Annotated in this window: 17 protein-coding genes; 2 read left to right on the forward strand and 15 right to left on the reverse strand. The window is 67.6% G+C overall.

What is annotated here, in order from left to right; translation table 11 throughout:
• Positions 1-145 precede the first annotated feature (145 nt).
• Positions 146-1684, forward strand: a complete 1539-nt coding sequence (locus FEF15_RS10675) for an NCS2 family permease (RefSeq protein ID WP_163559147.1) — start codon at positions 146-148, stop codon at positions 1682-1684.
• Positions 1685-1748: 64 nt separating this feature from the next.
• Here the strand turns inward: FEF15_RS10675 and FEF15_RS10680 are convergent, their stop codons facing one another.
• From FEF15_RS10680 to FEF15_RS10690, 3 genes are all read right to left on the reverse strand, one after another.
• On the reverse strand, positions 1749-3008 hold the full coding sequence (locus FEF15_RS10680; protein WP_163559148.1) for a D-amino acid dehydrogenase: 1260 nt from the start codon (positions 3006-3008) through the stop codon (positions 1749-1751).
• 196 nt (positions 3009-3204) lie between these two features.
• The gene (locus FEF15_RS10685; protein WP_163559181.1) at positions 3205-4518 is read right to left on the reverse strand and encodes an MATE family efflux transporter; all 1314 of its coding nucleotides are present in this window, start codon (positions 4516-4518) and stop codon (positions 3205-3207) included.
• A gap of 107 nt (positions 4519-4625) precedes the next feature.
• Complete coding sequence (locus tag FEF15_RS10690; RefSeq protein WP_163559149.1) at positions 4626-6455, reverse strand: GGDEF domain-containing phosphodiesterase; 1830 nt, start codon at positions 6453-6455, stop codon at positions 4626-4628.
• Positions 6456-6738: 283 nt separating this feature from the next.
• Here FEF15_RS10690 and FEF15_RS10695 point away from each other — a divergent pair, with 283 nt between their 5' ends.
• Positions 6739-7533 (forward strand): 2OG-Fe dioxygenase family protein, encoded by a 795-nt coding sequence (locus FEF15_RS10695; RefSeq protein WP_163559150.1) that lies wholly within the window; start codon positions 6739-6741, stop codon positions 7531-7533.
• A gap of 91 nt (positions 7534-7624) precedes the next feature.
• Here the strand turns inward: FEF15_RS10695 and FEF15_RS10700 are convergent, their stop codons facing one another.
• The 12 genes from FEF15_RS10700 to truA form a co-directional block, all read right to left on the reverse strand.
• On the reverse strand, positions 7625-8209 hold the full coding sequence (locus FEF15_RS10700) for a YceI family protein (protein WP_163559151.1): 585 nt from the start codon (positions 8207-8209) through the stop codon (positions 7625-7627).
• Positions 8210-8247: 38 nt separating this feature from the next.
• Positions 8248-8799, reverse strand: coding sequence for a cytochrome b (locus FEF15_RS10705; RefSeq protein WP_163559152.1), 552 nt, complete (start codon positions 8797-8799; stop codon positions 8248-8250).
• Between the two features lie 196 nt (positions 8800-8995).
• Entirely contained in the window at positions 8996-10192 is a 1197-nt protein-coding gene (locus FEF15_RS10710) for an O-succinylhomoserine sulfhydrylase (RefSeq protein ID WP_163559153.1), read from the reverse strand.
• Between the two features lie 10 nt (positions 10193-10202).
• Positions 10203-11726 carry an amidophosphoribosyltransferase gene (purF, locus tag FEF15_RS10715; protein WP_163559154.1) on the reverse strand — a complete coding sequence of 508 codons (1524 nt, stop codon included), beginning with the start codon at positions 11724-11726 and terminating at the stop codon, positions 10203-10205.
• A 59-nt stretch (positions 11727-11785) separates the two neighbouring features.
• Positions 11786-12340 (reverse strand): CvpA family protein, encoded by a 555-nt coding sequence (locus FEF15_RS10720; protein ID WP_163559182.1) that lies wholly within the window; start codon positions 12338-12340, stop codon positions 11786-11788.
• A gap of 2 nt (positions 12341-12342) precedes the next feature.
• Positions 12343-13080, reverse strand: a complete 738-nt coding sequence (locus FEF15_RS10725) for an SPOR domain-containing protein (RefSeq protein ID WP_163559155.1) — start codon at positions 13078-13080, stop codon at positions 12343-12345.
• Between the two features lie 31 nt (positions 13081-13111).
• Entirely contained in the window at positions 13112-14407 is a 1296-nt protein-coding gene (gene folC, locus FEF15_RS10730) for a bifunctional tetrahydrofolate synthase/dihydrofolate synthase (protein ID WP_163559156.1), read from the reverse strand.
• A gap of 5 nt (positions 14408-14412) precedes the next feature.
• Complete coding sequence (accD, locus tag FEF15_RS10735; protein ID WP_163559157.1) at positions 14413-15444, reverse strand: acetyl-CoA carboxylase, carboxyltransferase subunit beta; 1032 nt, start codon at positions 15442-15444, stop codon at positions 14413-14415.
• 72 nt (positions 15445-15516) lie between these two features.
• Positions 15517-16332 carry a tryptophan synthase subunit alpha gene (gene trpA, locus FEF15_RS10740; RefSeq protein ID WP_163559158.1) on the reverse strand — a complete coding sequence of 272 codons (816 nt, stop codon included), beginning with the start codon at positions 16330-16332 and terminating at the stop codon, positions 15517-15519.
• A gap of 8 nt (positions 16333-16340) precedes the next feature.
• Positions 16341-17555 carry a tryptophan synthase subunit beta gene (gene trpB, locus FEF15_RS10745; protein ID WP_163559159.1) on the reverse strand — a complete coding sequence of 405 codons (1215 nt, stop codon included), beginning with the start codon at positions 17553-17555 and terminating at the stop codon, positions 16341-16343.
• Positions 17556-17627: 72 nt separating this feature from the next.
• Positions 17628-18278, reverse strand: coding sequence for a phosphoribosylanthranilate isomerase (locus FEF15_RS10750; RefSeq protein ID WP_240454138.1), 651 nt, complete (start codon positions 18276-18278; stop codon positions 17628-17630).
• Entirely contained in the window at positions 18271-19206 is a 936-nt protein-coding gene (gene truA / locus FEF15_RS10755; RefSeq protein WP_163559160.1) for a tRNA pseudouridine(38-40) synthase TruA, read from the reverse strand. Before truA ends, FEF15_RS10750 begins: the two co-directional genes overlap by 8 nt.
• Positions 19207-19218: the final 12 nt, after the last annotated feature.

Here is a 19218-nt window from a genome sequence, read left to right on the forward strand (position 1 = left end):
CCATCCCGGGTAGAATGCCGCCTTTGCCGCCGGGGACAGGGGGCGCCTCGCGGCGCTCACGGCGAATGCAGACTTGACCAGTCAGTCAGTTTCTGGTCAGACTGCCTTTGCCTTGTATACAACCCCGACAACCAAGAGGCTACCCATGGCGGCAACTCCCGTACACTATCCCTGGTACAAGAAGGAAGACACCGACGCCTTCTTCGCCCTGTTCCAGAACAACATCGCCAACTTCGTAATCATCGCCATCACCATGCTGGGCATGGGCTTCCCGGCGTCGCTCGTCTTCGGCCAAGTGCTACCCGGCGCCGCCGTGGCAGTGATGGTAGGCAACTTCTACTACGCCTGGAGCGCCGCGCGGTTGGCACGCCGGGAGAACCGCAGCGACGTCACCGCCCTCTCCTACGGCATCTCCACGCCGGTGATGTTCGTCTTCCTCTTCGGGGTGCTGCTGCCCGCCAAGCAGCTCACCGGCGACCCGGAGCTCGCCTGGAAGGTGGCGGTGGCGGCCTGCTTCATCAGCGGTGCCATCGAAGCCGCGATCAGCGTGGTCGGCCGCTGGGTGCAGTATCACCTGCCCCGCGCGGCGATGCTCGGCGCGGTGGCCGGCGTGGCACTGACCTTCATCGCCGGCGAGATGCTCTTCAAGACGCTGGAAGTGCCAATCATCGGCCTGCTGGTGCTGGCGATCATCATCGTCGGCCTGATCGGTCGGGTGACGATGCCGTTTCGCATTCCCACCTCGCTGTTCGCCATCGTCGTCGGCACCGCCATAGCCTACTTGATCGGCGACGCCGGCGGTGAGCGCTTCAGCGACGCCTTCAACCACCTCGGCTTCTACCCATTGCTGCCCAACCTCGCCTGGTTCGAGGGCCTGGGGCTGCTGTTCACCAGCATGCTGGCCGTGCTCACCGTGGTGCTGCCCATCACGCTCTACAACGCCATCGAGACCATGAACAACGTCGAGGCCATGGAGGCCGCCGGCGACAAGTACGACGTGCGCGAGTGCCAGGCGGTCGATGGCGCCGGCACCATGCTGGGTGCGCTGTTCGGCGGTGTCTTCCCCACCACGGTGTACATCGCCACCGTGGGCGCCAAGTGGATGGGGGCGGGCCGCGGCTACAGCCTGCTCAACGGCGCCGTCTACGGCCTGGCTACCATGTTCGGCCTGATCGCCGCCCTGGCTGCCATCATCCCGGTCTCGGTGGTGGCACCGATCCTGGTGTTCGTCGGCATGTCGATGATCGCCACCGCCTTCCAGGGCAACGACAGCCGCTACTACCCCGCCGTGGCCCTGGCCATGCTGCCCTATTTCGCCAACTACGTGATGACGCGCTTCAACCGCGGCGCCGAGGAGGTCGTGGCGGACATCTCGACCGGCATCGTCGCGCTGGGCCAGGGCGCCATGTTCACGGCCATCTTCCTCGGCGCCATGACGGTCTCGGTGATCGACCACCAGTTCCGCCGTGCTGCCGCCTTCGCCGGGGTCGCCGCGCTCTTCGCCTTCGTCGGCCTGATGCACGCGCCCAAGCTCGCCTTCAACGCCGCTCCCGATTTCGCCACCGGCTACCTGGTGATGGGCGCGCTCTTCCTCTACTTCGCTTGGCAGCAGGAGAAGCTGGCCGCACCACGCCCTACGCCGGGTGCTCCGCCGGCCACGGATGCAACGCCCACGGCCGATTGAACGCCTCCCGGACGGCAGCGGCCCCGCCAGAGATGGCGGGGCCGCTGGCGTTTTTCCGCCCGACTCAAGCCGCGTAGCGCGACACATCCAGGCCGCTGGGGTCGATGGCGGGGGGACGCCCGCTCATCAGGTCGGCGAGCAGCTGGGCACTGCCGCAGCTCATTGTCCAGCCCAGGGTACCGTGACCGGTGTTGAGCCACAGGTTGTCGACCCGCGTGGCGCCGATGATCGGCGTGGAGTCCGGCGTCATGGGACGCAGGCCGGTCCAGAACTCGCCCTTGGCGACATCGCCGCCCTCGGGGAAGATGTCGCGCACCACCATGCCGATAGTGGCGCGGCGCTTCTCCAGCAGGCTCAGGTCGTAGGACGCCAGCTCGGCGGTACCCCCCACGCGGATGCGGTCGTCGAAGCGCGAGATCGCCACCTTGAAGGTTTCGTCCATCACGGTGGACTGAGGCGCCCCGCCATCGTCGGTCACCGGCACGGTGAGGCTGTAGCCCTTGACCGGGTAGATCGGTAGCCGGATGCCCATGTCCTTGGCCAGAAAGGGCGAATAGCTGCCCAGGCAGACCACGTAGGCATCGGCGGAGAGTTCCCCTTCGCTTGTCACCACGCTCTCGATGCGCCCGGCACTGCGCGTCAGACGCTGGATCTCGACGTCGAAGCGGAAGGTGACACCGAGCCGCTCGCGGCAGTATTCCGCCAGCCGATTGGTGAAGAGGTAGCAGTCGCCGGTCTGGTCGTCCGGCAGGTGCAAGCCGCCCACGAACTTGCCCGGCACCCGCGCCAGGGCCGGCTCGACGCTGGCGAGCTCATCGCCATTCAACAGTCGATGGCGCACGCCGCACTGAGCGAGCACGGCCATGTCCTTGGCCACGGCTTCGACCTGTGCCTCGCTACGAAACAGCTGCAGCAGGCCGCGCTGGCGATCCTCGTAGCGGATGCCGGTGTCGGCGCGCAGGGCGTCGATGCAAGCGCGGCTGTGCTCGGCCACGCGCACCATGCGCTCCTTGTTCACCGCATAGCGCTCGGGGTTGCAGTTGCCGAGCATCTGCAGCATGAAGCGCGCCATGGTGGGATCCATCTTGGGCTGGATCTTCAGCGGCGCGTGTTCCTGGAACATCCACTTGACCGCCTTCTGAGGAATGCCGGGGGCCGCCCAGGGCGAGGAGAAGCCAAAGGAGACCTGGCCGGCATTGGCGTAGCTGGTCTCCAGCGCCGGCGACGGCTGGCGGTCCACCACCGTGACCTCGTGCCCCTGGCGGGCCAGGTAGTAGGCGCTGGTGACGCCGACGACACCACTGCCGAGAATCAGGACTTTCATGGGCTCTCCCCTCTGCGTTGTGCTTGTTAGGAAACACGGCAACCAACGTCGCCCGGCCGATGCCGGGCGACAGCGGCAGTATAGGGAGGCACAAAAAGAAAATGCTGCTGATATTGGACGAAATTATCAATTTTTTATTTGATTTTTAACGATAATTTAGCGGTTATATTTACAATATACGCTTTCTACAGGGTTTTCATCTACAGGTTTCCAGCGGCCGCCGCCGCGGGCTGGCGAGGATGCGCCGCAGCACCTGCCAGGCGGCCAGTCCCGCCAACAGGTTGCCCAGTGCTGCCCCGGCGGCCAGCCCCATGAGGCCACTCACTCGGCTGCCCAGCCACAGGCAGGGCAGATAGAAGACGAACAGTCGCGCGCCGGACATCAGCATGGCCCGCAGCGGCCAGCCCAGGGCATTGCCGGCGGAGACGACAAGCATGCACACGCCCAGCGCCGCATAGCTCGGCAGCAGGAAGCGGATCAGTCCGGCCAGGTCGTCGCGAACGGCGGGGGTGCCGGCCAGGAGCTGCGCCACCCACGGCGAGGCCAGCGCCATCAGCCCCCCCAGCGCGAGCTGCCAGACCACGGCGACGCGCAGTGCCAGGCGCATCAGCCGATGCACCTGCGCCCAGTCCCCTGCCCCGTAGCAGCGTCCCAGCCAGGGCGGCAGCGACATGGTCATGGCCAGCACCACCATGAGCGACAGGGTCTCGAGGCGGCTCGCCAGGCCCCAGGCAGCCACCGCGGTCTCCCCCAGGGGCGCCACCACCGAGATCGCCAACATCGCAGCCAGCGGCGGCATCAGCTGGCTGACCATTGCCGGGCCGGCAATACCCGCAAAGGCGGGTGCCGATTGGCGCAGCTCGACACCCAGCCCATGGCGGGTGAGCCAGTCGGTACGCCGCAGGCGCTGCCCCAGTACCGCGAGCCCGCTGGCGAAGGCCAGTGTCGTGGCCCAGGCGGCGCCGGGCAGCCCCAGCCCCGGCCAGGGGCCGACACCGAAGATCAGCAAGGGGTCGAGCACCAGGTTGATGAGGCTTGTCATCACCATCAGCTTGCCCGGCAGCCAGGTATCGCCATGGGCGCGAAACAGGCTGTAGCCGAAATAGAGCAGCGCCCCGAGCCAGGCGGCCAGAAGCTGTGGCGCCCAGTAGGCGCGGATCAGTGCACGGGTCGCTGTATCCGCCCCCAGTCCGGCGAAGACCGGCGCCTGGACGGCCCACAGCAGCAGAGCCAGGCTGGCCATCACGCCCATGCCGACGAGCAGCACCAGCGAGCCCAGGCGCCGGGCACGCGCCGTTTCCCCGGCGCCCAGGGCCCGCGAGATCAGCGCCGCGATGGCAATGCCCATGCCTACCTGGACGCCGATGATCAAGAATGACAGCGGGAAGGTGAACGACTGGGCGGCCAGCGGCGCCGTGCCCAGGCGGGCGATGAAGGCGCTGTCCACCAGTTGGAAACCGAGCAGCGCCAGCACGCCGATCGCCATGGGCCAGGTCTGGCGCCACAGCATGCGGGCAAGCGAAAAGCGGGAGGAAACGATGGCGGTCACGGGCACTCCACAACGCAAGGGGAGCGGGCATTCTACGCCACTGCTCCCAGCGTCTCAGCCCGAGGGGTTCAGCCGGACAGGTGACCGTGGCCGGGTACCAGTCCGGCCAGCAAGCGCTCGATGGCCTCGGCCGGCATCGGCCGGTAGAAATAGAAGCCCTGGATCAGGTCGCAGCGCATTTCCCGCAGCAGGGTGAGCTGCTCGGCGTTCTCCACGCCCTCCGCGACCACCTCCAGCCCCAGACGGTGGCCGATGAAGATCGCCGCCTCCATGATGGCGCGGTCCTCGGGCTGGGCGGGGGCATCGTGCACGAAGCTGCGATCGATCTTAAGCGCAGTGACCGGGAAATGCTTGAGATAGCTCAGTGAGGAGTAGCCGGTGCCGAAGTCGTCGATGGCGATGCGCACCCCGCGATGGTAGAGCTGGCGCAAGCCGTCGAGCACCGTGGTATCGGCCTCGATGAGCACGTTCTCGGTGAGTTCGATGCCGATGTCCCGGGGCGCCAGGCCGTGGCGCTCAAGGCACGCAGCGAAGCGTTCGAGCGCCCCGGGCCGGAGCAGCTGACGACCCGAGAGGTTGATGTCGATCCGCTGCTCGGTAAAACCCCGATCGCGCCATGCCCGCTGCTGGCGGCAGGCCGTTTCGACCACCCAGTCGCCCAGGCGATGGATGAGCCCGGAACGCTCGGCAAGGGGGATGAACTCTGCCGGCGAGATGGGCGGGCCCTCGGCGGGCAGCCAGCGCAGCAGTGCCTCGAGATTCTCGATGCGGCCGCTCACCGCCGACACCTGCGGCTGGTAGTGCAGGGACAGCTCGCCGTGGTCGAGCGCCTGTTCGAGCTGGGCGATAAGATGGTGCTGTCGCACCAGTTCGTCGTGCAGGTGCTGCTCGAAGAAGCGCAGGGCGCCGCGTCCGTCCAGCTTGGCGCGGTTCTTCGCCACGTCGGCGTTGCGGATCAGCTCCCGGGCATTGAGACCGTTGTCGGGATAGAGCGCCACCCCCAGGCAGGCCGTGACCTGGCGGCTGTGCCCCGCCAGGACGAAGGGGTCGCGCAGCGCCAGCTGGACGTTGTCCACCAGGCGCCACAGGTCAGCCTGGCGATGCAGGTCGGGAAAGGCCAGCACGAACTCGTCGCTGGAAACGCGCGCGATCAGGTCGGACATGCGCTGGTGTTCGCGCAACCGCCGCGTCAGCTCGATCAGCAGATGATCGCCCTGCTCGTAGCCGAGCGCATCGTTGATCTCCACGAAGTGGTCGATGTCCAGGTAGACCAGCGCCAGGAAGGTGTCGCGCCGCTCACCGGACGCCAGCAGGCTGTCGAGTTCGCTCTCGAAGGTCTGGCGATTGGGCAGATGGGTCAGGCTGTCGTAGCGGGTGGCGAACTCCAGCTCGCGATGCGCCTGCTTCTGGTCGGAGAGGTCCACATCCACGCAGAACATCAGCGGCGAGTCGGTGTGCTCGCCGAGCATCACGTGGTGGGAGAACACGGGCACCAGCTCGCCGCTCTTGTGGCGCAGCTCCAGCTCCTCGGGGGCTATCTCGATCCCGTCCCGCACCCAGGCACGATGCGCCGCGATCACGCCGTCCCGCATGGCATCGGGAATGATCAGGTCCTCGAGCAGATTGCCCTGGGCTTCCTCGGCACTGTAGCCGTAGAGGCGCGTGCTGGCCTCGTTCCAGTAGATCACCCGACGGTCGCGGTCATACCCCTGCACGGCCACCTTGGGCAGGCTCTCCAGCAGGGTTCGGAAGCGCTGCTCACTCTCCAGGTACTGGCGCCGGACCAGTGCCACTTCCGACTGATCGGCCACTGGCTGGGTCGCCTCACGCTGCTGCGCAAGGCGATCGGACAACGAGTCCGTGGGTGCCTGCCCGGTTCGGGAATTGCGGCCGGTCATGAAACTCCTCATCGATGGCGAAGGCCCCTCCCCTGATCGTCCGTCGGGGCAGAGGCTTTTCACTTCATCTTACAAGGCATTGTCGGTGCTGACCTACATATCAAGTACCAACGATCTGATACCGAATTTCGCATAGCTGCCAGTGCGTTTCACATCATCATAGGACTTTTCTTCATACATTTCTTTGACATTTCGTTGCATACCTTTTCATTTTTCTTCTGTTGCTCGCGTTTATCGCGGGTAGCACCGGGCAATCCCGCCCAAGCAACAGGAGAATCACACCATGAAACTCGATACCCTCAAGCACGGCTTCGATGTCACCGGTATGCCCACCGCTCCCCTGGCCCACTATTGGGCCCCCGACGTGGCTACCGACCTGGACCGGCAGGGCTGGAGTCACACCCATCTTCACCAGCAGATCGACCTGGCAGCCTGGCAGAGCTTCACCGCCGACCTGCCGCGTGACCCCTATGTCAATCAGCGCTGGAAGCGCATGTCCTGGCTGGGGCTCGACGACAACGGCAGCATGGTGAACATGGGCGAGTGCCCGATGGCCCAGGGAGGCGCGTTCAACGACGCCGAAAGCATGGCAGACCGGCTGCGCTACTACGATCCCTTGACCCCGACCTTCCTCTCACGCCCGGACGTCAAGGCGTTCGTGCAGGCCTGGTGCCGCCTGTGGGGGATCGGCCCGCGCGAGCCGATCCTCATGCAGATCACCGGCGTGCGGGGCGAGGGCCAGGTCGACCCGCTCCAGGGCCAGGGCATCCATGCCGACGGCTGCAAGGCCCTGAGCATCCTGGTCGTGACGCGGGAGAACGTCTCGGGGGCAGAGAACCACCTCTACGCCGACAAGGCCGGCACCCGCCCGCTGGTGGACACCACCCTCGCCCCCGGCGAGATTCTCCATCTGCGCGACGACCGGCTCTTCCACAGCGTCGACGGCATCACCCAGAACGACGCCTCGGCCCCTTTCGAGCGTTTCATCATCATCATCAACAGCCGCTTCGTGGATGCCTTCCAGAATCGCATCCTGCGCCGTCACTTCCCTGACGCCGTGCTCAACACGACCGTCTGAGCCGCAACCGGCGCATTCGAACGCGCCTAACGCGACACCCCCGGGCCAAGGCCGGGGGTGTCTTGCGTTGGTGCCTGGTCGGGCAGCCGCGTTACTGGCGAACGCCCTCGAAGGTCACGTAGAGCTCGAGTTCATGCATCACCTCGGGGTAGTCGCTCATGTCGATCCCGAAGTCGGCGAGCATCAGGGTGGTGGAGCCCTCGAAACCGGCCCGGTAGCCGCCCCAGGGGTCCTCGCCCTCGCCCACCAGGGTCACCGGCATCTCGATCTCCTGGGTCTCGCCGTGCAGGCTGAGATCCCCGGTCACGACCCCTTCGCCATCGCCGGTGGGCTCGAAGCCGGTGGAGGTGAAGGTCGCGGTGGGATACTGCCCGGCATCCAGGAAGTCATCGCTCAGGAAGTGCTTGTCGCGCTCGGCGTTGTTAGTGTCGAGGCTTGTTACATCGACCTCGATGTTGACCGAGGAGGCCTCGGGGTCTTCCTGATCATAGCTGAAGTCGCCGGTGAAGCTATCGAAGTCACCGAGGATATAGGAAAAGCCCAGGTGGTTGATCTTGAACTGGATAAAGGCATGTTGCCTGTCGGTATCGATGACATAGTCGGCAGCCTGGGCCTGGCTGACGCCCATCAGGGCAGCGGTACCCAGGGCGGCGGCGATGGCGGTCTTCTTGAACATGCGGATTCTCCTCATAGTCCGATGGAGTAGCTGTCGCTTCAGCGACGGCTGAGTCGCGGGTCGATCATGCGCTTGAGAACAGCGTTGCGATCGACAAGGTGATGCTTCAGTGCGGCAAGGGCGTGACCGGCGGCCAGGATCACCAGCACCCAGGCGCTGTACCAATGAATCTCACCGGCCAGGGTGGCCTGGTTGGGCAGGTCGCTGACCAATGCCGGCACCTCGAAAAGGTCGAAGACGCTGATGGGATGACCGTCGGCGGTGGAAATCAGGTAGCCGCTGGCCAGAACCACCAGCATCAGCACATAGAGCGCGATATGGCCCAGATGCGCGGCCAGGCGCTCCAGGCGATGGCCCAATGCCCGCGGCGTGGGGTTGACCAGGCTCCACACCAGCCGTAGCAGGGTGGCGAAGAGCACCAGCATGCCCACCGAGCGATGCCACCAGGGCGCCAGGTTGTACCAGCTGTCATAGTAGCCCAAGCCTGTCATCCACCAGCCCAGCGCGAACAGACCGACGATGGCGATGGCCAGTACCCAGTGCAGCAGGATGCTCACCAGCCCCCAGCCGCTTCGCGTGTTACGCCACATGCCTCACCTCGAGTGCATAATCGATACCAGCCAGCTTACCGCAGCGCACCATCGGCATCCGCTGAAAAAAGCCGAATGCACCGTTCGGAAAAACTGATACCTTCTGCCCGGCCGCTCACGAGGGCTGCCTCGCCAAGACACCGACGCCCGCCCCGCCGGAGAGCGGGGCGGGCGTCGGCACCTTGACGCAAGGCGATCAGAGCAAGGCGTCGAGCCCGCGGGCCAGGTCGTCCCGGATATCGTCGAGCGCCTCGAGACCCACCGCCACGCGAATCAGGCCCTCGCTGATCCCGGCCGCCTGCTTCTGGTCGTCGGAGAGCCGGCCGTGGGTGGTGGTGGCCGGGTGCGTGATGGTGCTCTTGACGTCCCCCAGATTGCCGGTGATAGAGAGCATCCGGGTGGCGTCGATCACCGACCAGGCACCCTGACGCTCTCCCTTCACCTCGAAGCCCAGCACGGCGCCGAAGCCGCCCTGCTGGCGCTTGGCCAGGGCGTGCTGCGGATGGTCCGGCAACCCCGAGTAGTGCACGCGGCTCACCGCCGGATGGGCGGCCAACCACTCGGCCAGTCGCTGGGCGTTCTCGCAGTGGGCGCGCATGCGCAGGCCGAGCGTCTCCAGTCCCTTGGTGAAGATCCAGGCGTTGAACGGGCTCAGGCAAGGCCCGCAGGTGCGCACCACGCCGAACACCTCCTCGAGCAGCTTGTCGGGGCCCACCACGGCACCGCCCACGGCTCGCCCCTGGCCGTCCAGGTACTTGGTGGCGGAGTGGATCACCAGGTCGGCGCCCAGGTCGATGGGACGCTGCAGGGCCGGCGTGAGGAAGCAGTTGTCGATCGCCAGCCACGCCCCGTGGCGATGGGCGATGTCGGCCAGGGCCGTGATGTCCACCACCTCGGAGAGCGGGTTCGAGGGCGTCTCGGCGAACAGCAGCTTGGTCGCCGGGGTGACGGCCGCCTCCCAGGCGTCGAGGTCGGAGAGCTCCACGTAGCGCGTGGCGATACCCAGCTTGCCCAGGTACTTGTCGAACAGGCTCACCGTGGAGCCGAACAGCGAACGCGAGGCGACGATCTCGTCGCCAGCCTCCAGCAAGGCCAGCGCGGTGGCCAGTATCGCCGCCATGCCCGAGCTCGTCGCCACGCAGCGCTCGCCCCCCTCCAGGGCCGCCAGCCGGCGCTCGAAGGTGTGCACCGTGGGGTTGGTGAACCGTGAATAGACGTTGCCGGGCTCCTCGCCGCCGAACTTGCGCGCCGCCTCGGCGGCGCTGCCGTAGACGAAGCTCGAGGTGGGGAAGATCGGCTCGCCATGCTCCTGCTCCCCGGTGCGCTCATGCCCGGCACGGATCGCCAGGGTCTCTAGCGCCCACTCAAGCTCTCTCGACTGATCCTGATCCATGACGGGCCCCTTAGTCGTCGCTGTCGTCGTCCTGGTTGTGCACGCCCACCAGGGCATGATCACCGACGCTCTGCTGCTGCTTGGCAGCATCGTTGCGCGATGCCTCGAGGTCCGCCAGATAGGCGTCATCGATATCACCGGTCACGTAGCGGCCGTCGAACACCGAGCAGTCGAAGGCGTCGAGGGAGGGATTCACCTCGCGACAGGCCACCTGAAGATCGTCCAGGTCCTGGTAGAAGATCCGGTCGGCACCGATCAGCTCGCCCACCTCGGCCTCGCTTCGCCCGTGGGCGATCAGCTCGCTGGCCGCCGGCATGTCGATGCCGTAGACATTGGGGTAGCGCACCGGCGGCGCCGCCGAAGCGAAATAGACCTTGTTGGCGCCCGCCTCGCGGGCCATCTGGATGATCTGCTTGCAGGTGGTACCGCGCACGATGGAGTCGTCCACCAGCAGCACGTTCTTGCCCTGGAACTCGATACCGATGGCGTTGAGCTTCTGGCGCACCGATTTCTTGCGCTGGGTCTGGCCGGGCATGATGAAGGTCCGCCCGATGTAGCGGTTCTTCATGAACCCCTCGCGGTAGGTCACGCCAAGGTGCTGGGCGAGCTCCAGCGCCGAGGTGCGCGAGGTGTCGGGAATGGGGATCACCACGTCGATGTCGTGCTCCGGCCACTCGCTGCGGATACGATCACCGAGCTTGCGGCCCATCTGCATGCGCGTGCCGTAGACATAGGCGCCGTCGAGGATGGAGTCCGGGCGCGCCAGGTAGACGTGCTCGAAGATGCACGGCACCAGGCGCGGCTCGTCGGCACACGACTGGGTGTGGATCTGCCCTGCCATGTCGACGAAGATCGCCTCGCCCGGCGCCAGGTCGCGATGCAGCTGGAAGCCGCCCACGTCGAGCGCCACCGACTCGGAGGCGATCATCACCTCCTGGCCTTCGCCCTCGTCGCGGGTGCCGAACACCACCGGTCGGATGCCGTGCGGGTCGCGGAACGCCACCAGGCCCACGCCGTTGATCATCGCCACCGCGGCATAGCCGCCACGGCAGCGCCGATGCACGCGCCGCACCGCATCGAAGACGTCACCCGGCGCCAGGTGCGGGCCCTGCTTGCCCAGCTCGTGGGCAAAGACGTTGAGCAGCACTTCGGAGTCGGAGCTGGTGTTGATGTGGCGCAGGTCCGAGGAGAAGAGCTCCTGCTTGAGCTGGTCGGAGTTGGTCAGGTTGCCATTGTGCGCCAGGCAGATGCCGTAGGGCGAGTTGACATAGAACGGCTGCGACTCCGCCTCGCTCGAGGAGCCGGCGGTGGGATAGCGCACGTGACCGATGCCCATATTGCCCTTGAGGCGCGCCATGTGGCGCGTGTGGAAGACATCGCGCACCAGCCCGTTGCTCTTGCGCAGCAGGAAACGCCCTTCGTTCCAGGTCATCATGCCGGCGGCATCCTGGCCGCGATGCTGGAGCACCGTCAGGGCATCATAGATCGCCTGATTCACGCTCTGCTTGGCCAGAAGGCCGACAATACCGCACATTCCACCTTACCTCGCTTGCCTTGGAGAGACGGCCCAAGGGGCCGTCCCGAGTTGCTCTGTCAGGGGTCGTCGTTGGGTCGTTCGCGGTCCATGCCGGGCAGGGAGAGCTCGCGCAGCGCCGAGGGTTCGGGAATGCGCCCTTCCCACGCCTCCAGGTGGCTCACCGCCCAGTCGCGCAGCTGCTCGAAGGTGGGGCGCAGTTCGGCTTCCTGCCACGCCCGGAGCTCGACGAGTGGCGTCAGGCTGATCAGGATGGTGACCAGCACCAGAATCGCCGCGCCTCGCGCCACCCCGAAGGCCGCGCCGGCCAGGCGGTTGAACAGCCCCATGCCGACCCACTCCACGGCGGCATGGACCATGCGGATGATCACCCCGCACAACAGCACCACGCCGAGAATCACCAGCACGAAGGCGAGCACCAGGCGACCGTCGGGGCTGTCGATGACCCCGCCGAGCAGGTCGGCCACCGGCTCCGCCAGCCAGCGTGCCGCCAGCAGTGCCGTCACCCAGGCGGCAAGGCCCAGCGCCTCGCGGATGAGGCCGCGCATCACTCCCGCCAGGGTGGAAACGGCGAGGACGGCGAGAAAGAGCCAGTCGATCCAGGTCAGTACCATGCTCACTGCCTCACCCGTACCAGCAGTCCCTGGAGATTGGCTTCCCGCTTGAGCTCGTCCATCACCCGCTCGCCCTCCTCCGAGGAGGCGAAGGGGCCGACATAGACCGTGGTGAGGTCATTGTCGCGCACGCGCCGGTAGGCCGCGTAGCCTTGCTCCTCGAGCCGGACTTGGAGGCGCTCGGCGTTCCCCGGCTCGCCGAAGCTACCCACCTGCACCGCCCACTCGCCTTCGGTGGCCGATCCCGGCGAAGGGTCGGCCGGCGCCGCGTCCTCAGCACCCATGCGCTCGTTTGCCGCACGCGCCAGCTCGGCGATGGGATCCTCGGCGGGCGCCGACTCGGCCGAGCGCTCGCTTGGGGAGGTGGCCTCTTCTTCGGCGGTCGCCGCGTCCGCCTCGTCCGCTGCCGTCACCGCCTCGTCCGGGACGACCACCTCGCCGTCAGGAGAAGAGGCCGCGGAATCGGTGGGTGCCGGTGCTTCCTCCTCCTCGGCGGGACGGGGGGGCGTCTCGGTGTCGCCGGTGGGTGACTCGGGCGAGGCGATCTCGCCCAGGCTCGCCGGCGGCTGTGGGGCCGGCACCTCCTGGCGTTCCACGGGTACCGGCTGCTCGATGGTGAGCACCGGCTCGGGACGCTCCTGGCGCGGGGCCGGATCGTCGAACAGCATCGGGACGAAGATCACGGCGAGGGCGATGAGGATCACCGCCCCGCTGATTCGTTCACGCATTCCGTACTTCATCTTGCCCTCCTGCACCCGGCCACGGCTCGCATCACGATGGCGTCGCGCCGGACTGCCTCCATGCCAGTATGGCCGCCACGGTGAAGAAGGAGCCACACACCAGCACGCGATCCTCTTCCCCCAGGCGCGTGGCAAGCCATTCGGCCCCCATTTCCGGCGCGTCGGCCTGATGGGCAACCTGCTCCCCCCGGGCGGCGATGCGCCTGGCCAGGTCGGCCGCCGGACGCGAGCGCTCGCCCGCCAGGGTCACCGTGACCCAGGCATCGGCCACCGGGGCCAGGGCGTCGATCACACCGTCGGCGTCCTTGTCCGCGAGCATGCCCAGCAGCACCCAGGTACGCCCGCCACAGGGGCGGGCGGCCAGGCGCTCGGCCACGTAGGCCGCCGCATGGGGATTGTGCCCCACGTCCAGGCACCACTGACCCAGCCACTGCAGGCGCCCCGGCAGGCTCACGCGGCCGAGCCCGCGACGACAGCGCGCCGCGTCGAGTGCGACGCCGGCCAGAGCCAGGGCCTGGAGGGCCGTAGCCGCATTGTCCAGCGGCAGCCCGGGATCGGGCAAGTCGGCCAGGGCCAGCGGCTCGCCCTGCAACCCGGTGCCCGCCCAGCGCCAGCCATCGCTCGATTCGCTGCGATGGAACTGCGCCGCCAGCACATAAGGCACGGCACCGCGTTCACGAGCCGCCTGGTGCACGCTGGCCGGCAGCACGTTGCTGCCCAGCACCGCCGGACGACCGCCACGCAGGATACCGGCCTTCTCGCGGCCGATGCCCTCCAGGTCGTCGCCCAGGTAGGCGGCATGGTCCTGGGCCACGGTGGTGATCACCGCCACGTCGGCGTCGATGACGTTCACCGCGTCCAGGCGCCCGCCCAGGCCCACCTCGAGGATCGCCAGATCCGGCGGGCGCTGGGCCAGGGCCCAGAGGGCACCTAAGGTGCCCACCTCGAAGTAGGTGAGACTGACGGGGTCACCGTCGAGGCGCGCCGCCTCGACGGCCTCGAAACCGGCGATCAGGGTAGCGTCGTCGGCTTCATGACCATCCAGGCGCAGGCGCTCGTTGTAGCGCAGCAGGTGCGGCGAGGTGTAGGTCGCGGTGGTGAGGCCATGGGCACGCGCCAGGGCTTCGAGCAGGGCCACCGTAGACCCCTTGCCGTTGGTGCCGGCCACGGTGATCACATGGCCGGCCAGGGAGCGTTCGAACAGCCCCAGGCGGCGGGCGACCTCGGCCACCCGCTCCAGGCCGAGCTCGATCCCCACCGGATGGGCGGCCTCGAGGCGCGCCAGCCAGGCATCGAGGCTGCGGGTTGTTTCGCCGTGGTGCGTCACAGACGTCAGCGCGCGCCGTCGGAGCGCTCGGCCGCGTCGTCGGCGGAGGTGCTCGCCTCCTCCGAGCGGGGCGCCGATTCGACCTCCGGCTGTTCCGCCTCGTCCAGCGTCGCTTCGGCCTGCTCGGCAACATCGACGAGATCGGGCTCCAGCGACGCCAGAGGCTCCTCCAGGCCGATGGGAGGCTGGTGCATCAGCTTGCGCAGCACGCCGCCCAGGCGATCGCGCATCTCGCCACGCGACACGATCATGTCCACGGTGCCGTGCTCGAGCAGAAACTCGCTGCGCTGGAAGCCTTCGGGCAGCTGTTCACGTACCGTCTGTTCGATCACGCGCGGTCCGGCAAAGCCGATCAGGGCGTTGGGCTCGGCCACGTTGAGGTCGCCAAGCATGGCCAGCGACGCCGAGACGCCGCCGAACACGGGGTCGGTGAGCACCGAGATGTAGGGCACACCCGTCTCGCGCAGCCGCTCCAGGGCAGCCGATGTCTTGGCCATCTGCATCAGCGAGAACAGCGCTTCCTGCATGCGCGCCCCGCCGGACGCGGAGAAGCAGATCAGCGGAATGCGCTCCTCCAGGGCCAGGGTGGCGGCACGCACGAACTTCTCGCCCACCACGGCGCCCATGGACCCGCCCATGAAGGTGAACTCGAAGGCCACCACCACCACCGGCAGGCCATCGAGCTGACCGCGCATCGCCACCAGGGCGTCCTTCTCGCCGGTCTCCTTCTGGGCGGCGTTCAGGCGATCCTTGTACTTCTTGGAGTCGCGGAACTTCAAGCGATCGACCGGCTCGAGGTCGGCGGCGATCTCCTCGCGGCCCTCCTTGTCGAGGAACCAGTCGAGGCGCTTGCGCGCCGTCAGGCGCAGGTGGTGGTCACACTTGGGGCAGACGTTATGGTGCTTCTCCAGTTCGGGCAGGTAGAGCACCGCCTCGCACTTGGGGCACTTGCGCCACAGGCCGTCGGGCACGCTGGCCCGGCGTTCCTTGCGCTGGATGCGCCCCACGGAGGGTACAATCTTGTCAAGCCAGCTCATGTCAGAAAGGCTTCCGTCAACAGTTGCGCCCGGTCACGCCGGGCGGGTATGGATTCGCTCGGTCGAGAGCCCTCAACGGGGCGGCAGTGCATCCAGGGCGGCACGCATTTCGCCGAGCACCGCCTGCAGCGCCTCGGGAATGGCCTCAGGCCGCTCGGCGTTCTCGGCGATGCGGTTGACCAGCGCCGAGCCCACGATCACCCCGTCGGCGACCTTGCCGACTTCCGCCGCCGAGGCTCCGTCGCGGATGCCGAAGCCGACGCACAGCGGCAGCGTGGTCAACTCGCGCAGCGGCGCCAGATGTTCGGCGACGTCCGCGGCGTTGAGCGTGGCAGCCCCGGTGACGCCCTTGAGCGCCACGTAGTAGAGATAGCCCTCGCCGTGGTCGCATATTGTAGCGGCCCGCTCGCGGGAAGTGGTAGGGGCGACGAGAAAGATCGAGGCAAGCCCGCGCGCCTTGAGCACCGGACCGAACTCCTCGGCCTCTTCCGGCGGCATGTCCACGGTGAGCACGCCGTCGACGCCGGCGGCGGCCGCCTGCTCGGCGAAGGCCTCGAGGCCGATGCGCTCGACGGGGTTGAGATAGCCCATCAGCACCACCGGCGTCTCGCTGTCCTGCTGCCGGAACTCGCGCACCATGTCGAAGAGGTGAGTCAGGCGCACGCCGTGCTTGAGCGCCCGCTCGCACGCCTTCTGGATCACCGGCCCGTCGGCCATGGGATCGGAGAACGGTACCCCCAGCTCGATCACATCCGCGCCGGCCGCCACCAGGGCATGCATGAAGCCGACGGTATGCGCCGGCGCCGGATCACCGGCGGTGAGATAGGGAATCAGCGCCCGGCGGCCCTGGGCCTTGAGCTCGGCAAAGCGTTGGTCGATACGGTTCATCGGCATCCTCAGAACTCTATTCCGTCGATCTTGGCGACCGTCATGATGTCCTTGTCGCCGCGGCCCGAGAGGTTGACCACGATATGCTGGTCGGGGCGCAGGGTCGGCGCCAGTACCTTGGCATAGGCCAGGGCGTGGGCGGACTCCAGCGCCGGCATGATGCCTTCGACATGGGTCAACTCGCGGAAGGCCTCGAGCACGGCATCGTCATTGGCGGCCACGTATTCGACGCGCCCCACGTCCTTCCACAGGGCGTGTTCAGGGCCCACCCCGGGGTAGTCCAGCCCCGCCGAAACGGAGTGGGTGTCGGAGACCTGGCCGCCCTCGTCGGACATCAGGTAGGTGCGGTTGCCGTGCAACACGCCGCGCGGCGCCCCCGAGGCGAGCGGCGCGGCATGACGGCCGGTCTCGACGCCGTCGCCGCCGGCCTCGACGCCGTACATGGTCACCTCGTCGTCCTCGACGAAGGGATAGAAGAGCCCCATGGCGTTGGAGCCGCCGCCCACGCAGGCGATGAGCGCATCGGGCAGCTTGCCGAATTCCTCGAGCGACTGGCGGCGCGCCTCGCGCCCCACCACAGCGTTGAAGTCGCGCACCAGCATGGGATAAGGGTGGGGGCCGGCCACGGTGCCGATAATGTAGAAGGTGTCGTCGACGTTGGTGACCCAGTCGCGCAGCGCCTCGTTCATGGCGTCCTTGAGCGTGCGGGTGCCGGATTCGACGGGAATGACGTTGGCACCCAGCAGGCGCATGCGATAGACGTTGAGCTTCTGGCGCTCGACGTCCTCGGCGCCCATGTAGACCTCGCACTTGAGGCCCAGGCGCGCCGCCACGGTAGCGGTGGCCACGCCGTGCTGGCCGGCCCCGGTCTCGGCGATCACCCGCGGCTTGCCACTCATTTTGGCCAGTAGCGCCTGGCCGATGGTGTTGTTCACCTTGTGGGCGCCGGTGTGGTTGAGGTCCTCGCGCTTGAGCCAGACCTGGGCCCCACCGAGCTGCTTCGACCATCGCTCGGCATGGTAGAGCGGTGACGGGCGGCCCACGTAATGGGCCAGGTCGTAGTCGAATTCCGCCTGGAAATCCGGGTCGTCACGCAGACGCAGATAGGTCTTGGCCAGATCGTCCAGGGCGAAGCTCAGGGTCTCCGAGACGAACCGGCCGCCGTAGGGGCCGAAGTGGCCGCGGGCATCCGGCAGTCGGGTCAGGTCACTGAACTTGCTCACGAAAGACACCTCACAGGGTCGTCGGTAGGGACAAGGGGTGGAAATCGGGTAACGCGAAGGGCCGGACGCGGTTCAACCGCGGGCACCGTCGGCGCCCTGCACCGCGGTGAAAAAGGCCGCGAGCCGCTGGTGATCCTTGCTGCCGGGGGCGGCTTCCACGCCGCCGGAGACATCCACGGCAAAGGGGCGTACGGTGGCGATCGCCTCCGCCACGTTGTCCGCCGTCAGGCCTCCCGCGAGAATAACAGGTTTTGCCAGGTTTGCGGGGATCCGCGACCAGTCGAAGGTCTCGCCGGTACCGCCCGGCACGCCGGGGCGATAGGCATCCAGCAGCAGCGCCTGGGCGCCCTGGTAGGCCGCGGCGGCGGCCTGCAGGTCGAGGCCGTCGCGCATGCGCAGCGCCTTGATCCACGGGCGCGAAAAACTGGCGCAGAACGCCGGCGCCTCGTCGCCGTGGAACTGCAGCAGGTCGAGGTACGGCGCACAGCGCTCGATCAGCGCCGGTTCCTGGTCGACGAAGAGCCCTACCCGGGTGACGAAGGCGGGCACGCTCGCGGTGAGTTCGGCCAGACGCGCCTCGTCGAGGGCGCGCTTGCTGCCCGGCCACATCACGAAGCCCAGGGCATCGGCCCCGCGCGCCACCGCCGTCACCACGTCCGCTTCGCGGGTCAGGCCGCAGATCTTGACGCGGGTGCGGGCCATTCTGTGCATTCGCTCACTCATGGGCGCCCTCCTCGGCCTCGGCACTCGCGGCGAGGGGCCGGCCGCGGCGGAACTCGACCCAGGGACAGTCGGGCAGCGGCCGCTCGCCGGTCCACTCGCCGAGAAACGCCAGCAGGTTGGGGCCCAGCGGCTCGCGGGGCAGGCCCCACCCTTCATCATAGAGCGAATCGACGAAGTGCAGCCCGCAGGCCGGAGCGGTGACGTCGGACAGGGTGCGGTCCTTGAGGGTGAGCAGCTCGGCCAGGTAGTCGTCGCCGCGCTCGCCGCGCCCCACCGTGACCAGGGCACCGACGATGTTACGGATCATGTGGTGGAGAAAGGCATTGCCCTGCACGTCCACCACCACCAGAGGGCCGTGGCGATGCACCTCGATGAAGTGTAGATGGCGCCAAGGGGTCTTGGACTGGCAGCCGGCGGCGCGGAAACCGGAGAAGTCGTGCTCGCCCACCAGCGCCTGGGCGGCGCGATGCATGGCATCGGCGTCCAGAGGATCACGGCACCAGGTGACGTTGGCGCGCTCCAGCACCGGCCGGCTCGGCTGGTTGAGCAGCACGTAGCGATAGCGCCGCGCCAGCGCCTTGAAGCGGGCGTGGAACTCGTCGGGCACCTCGCGCACCCAGCGGATGGCGATGTCGCGCGGCAGGTTTGCATTGACGCCGAACACCCAGGCTTTCTGGGAGCGTGGCGCCGGCGCATCGAAATGCACGATCTGCCGGGTGGCGTGAACGCCGGAATCGGTGCGCCCGCTGGCATGCACCCGGACCGGCTGGCTGGCAACCTTCGACAGCGCCGTTTCCAGCGCGGCCTGCACCGAGGCGGCGTGCTTGAGGCGCTGCCAGCCGCAATAGGCGCTACCGTCATACTCCACCCCCAGGGCCAGGCGGCCGGTCAGGGGACGACGGTCATCGAGCGGTTGGAAGAGGGTCATGCGGCCTTCGGC

The organism is Halomonas sp. NO4, from assembly GCF_010994375.1.
Taxonomy (GTDB): domain Bacteria; phylum Pseudomonadota; class Gammaproteobacteria; order Pseudomonadales; family Halomonadaceae; genus Halomonas.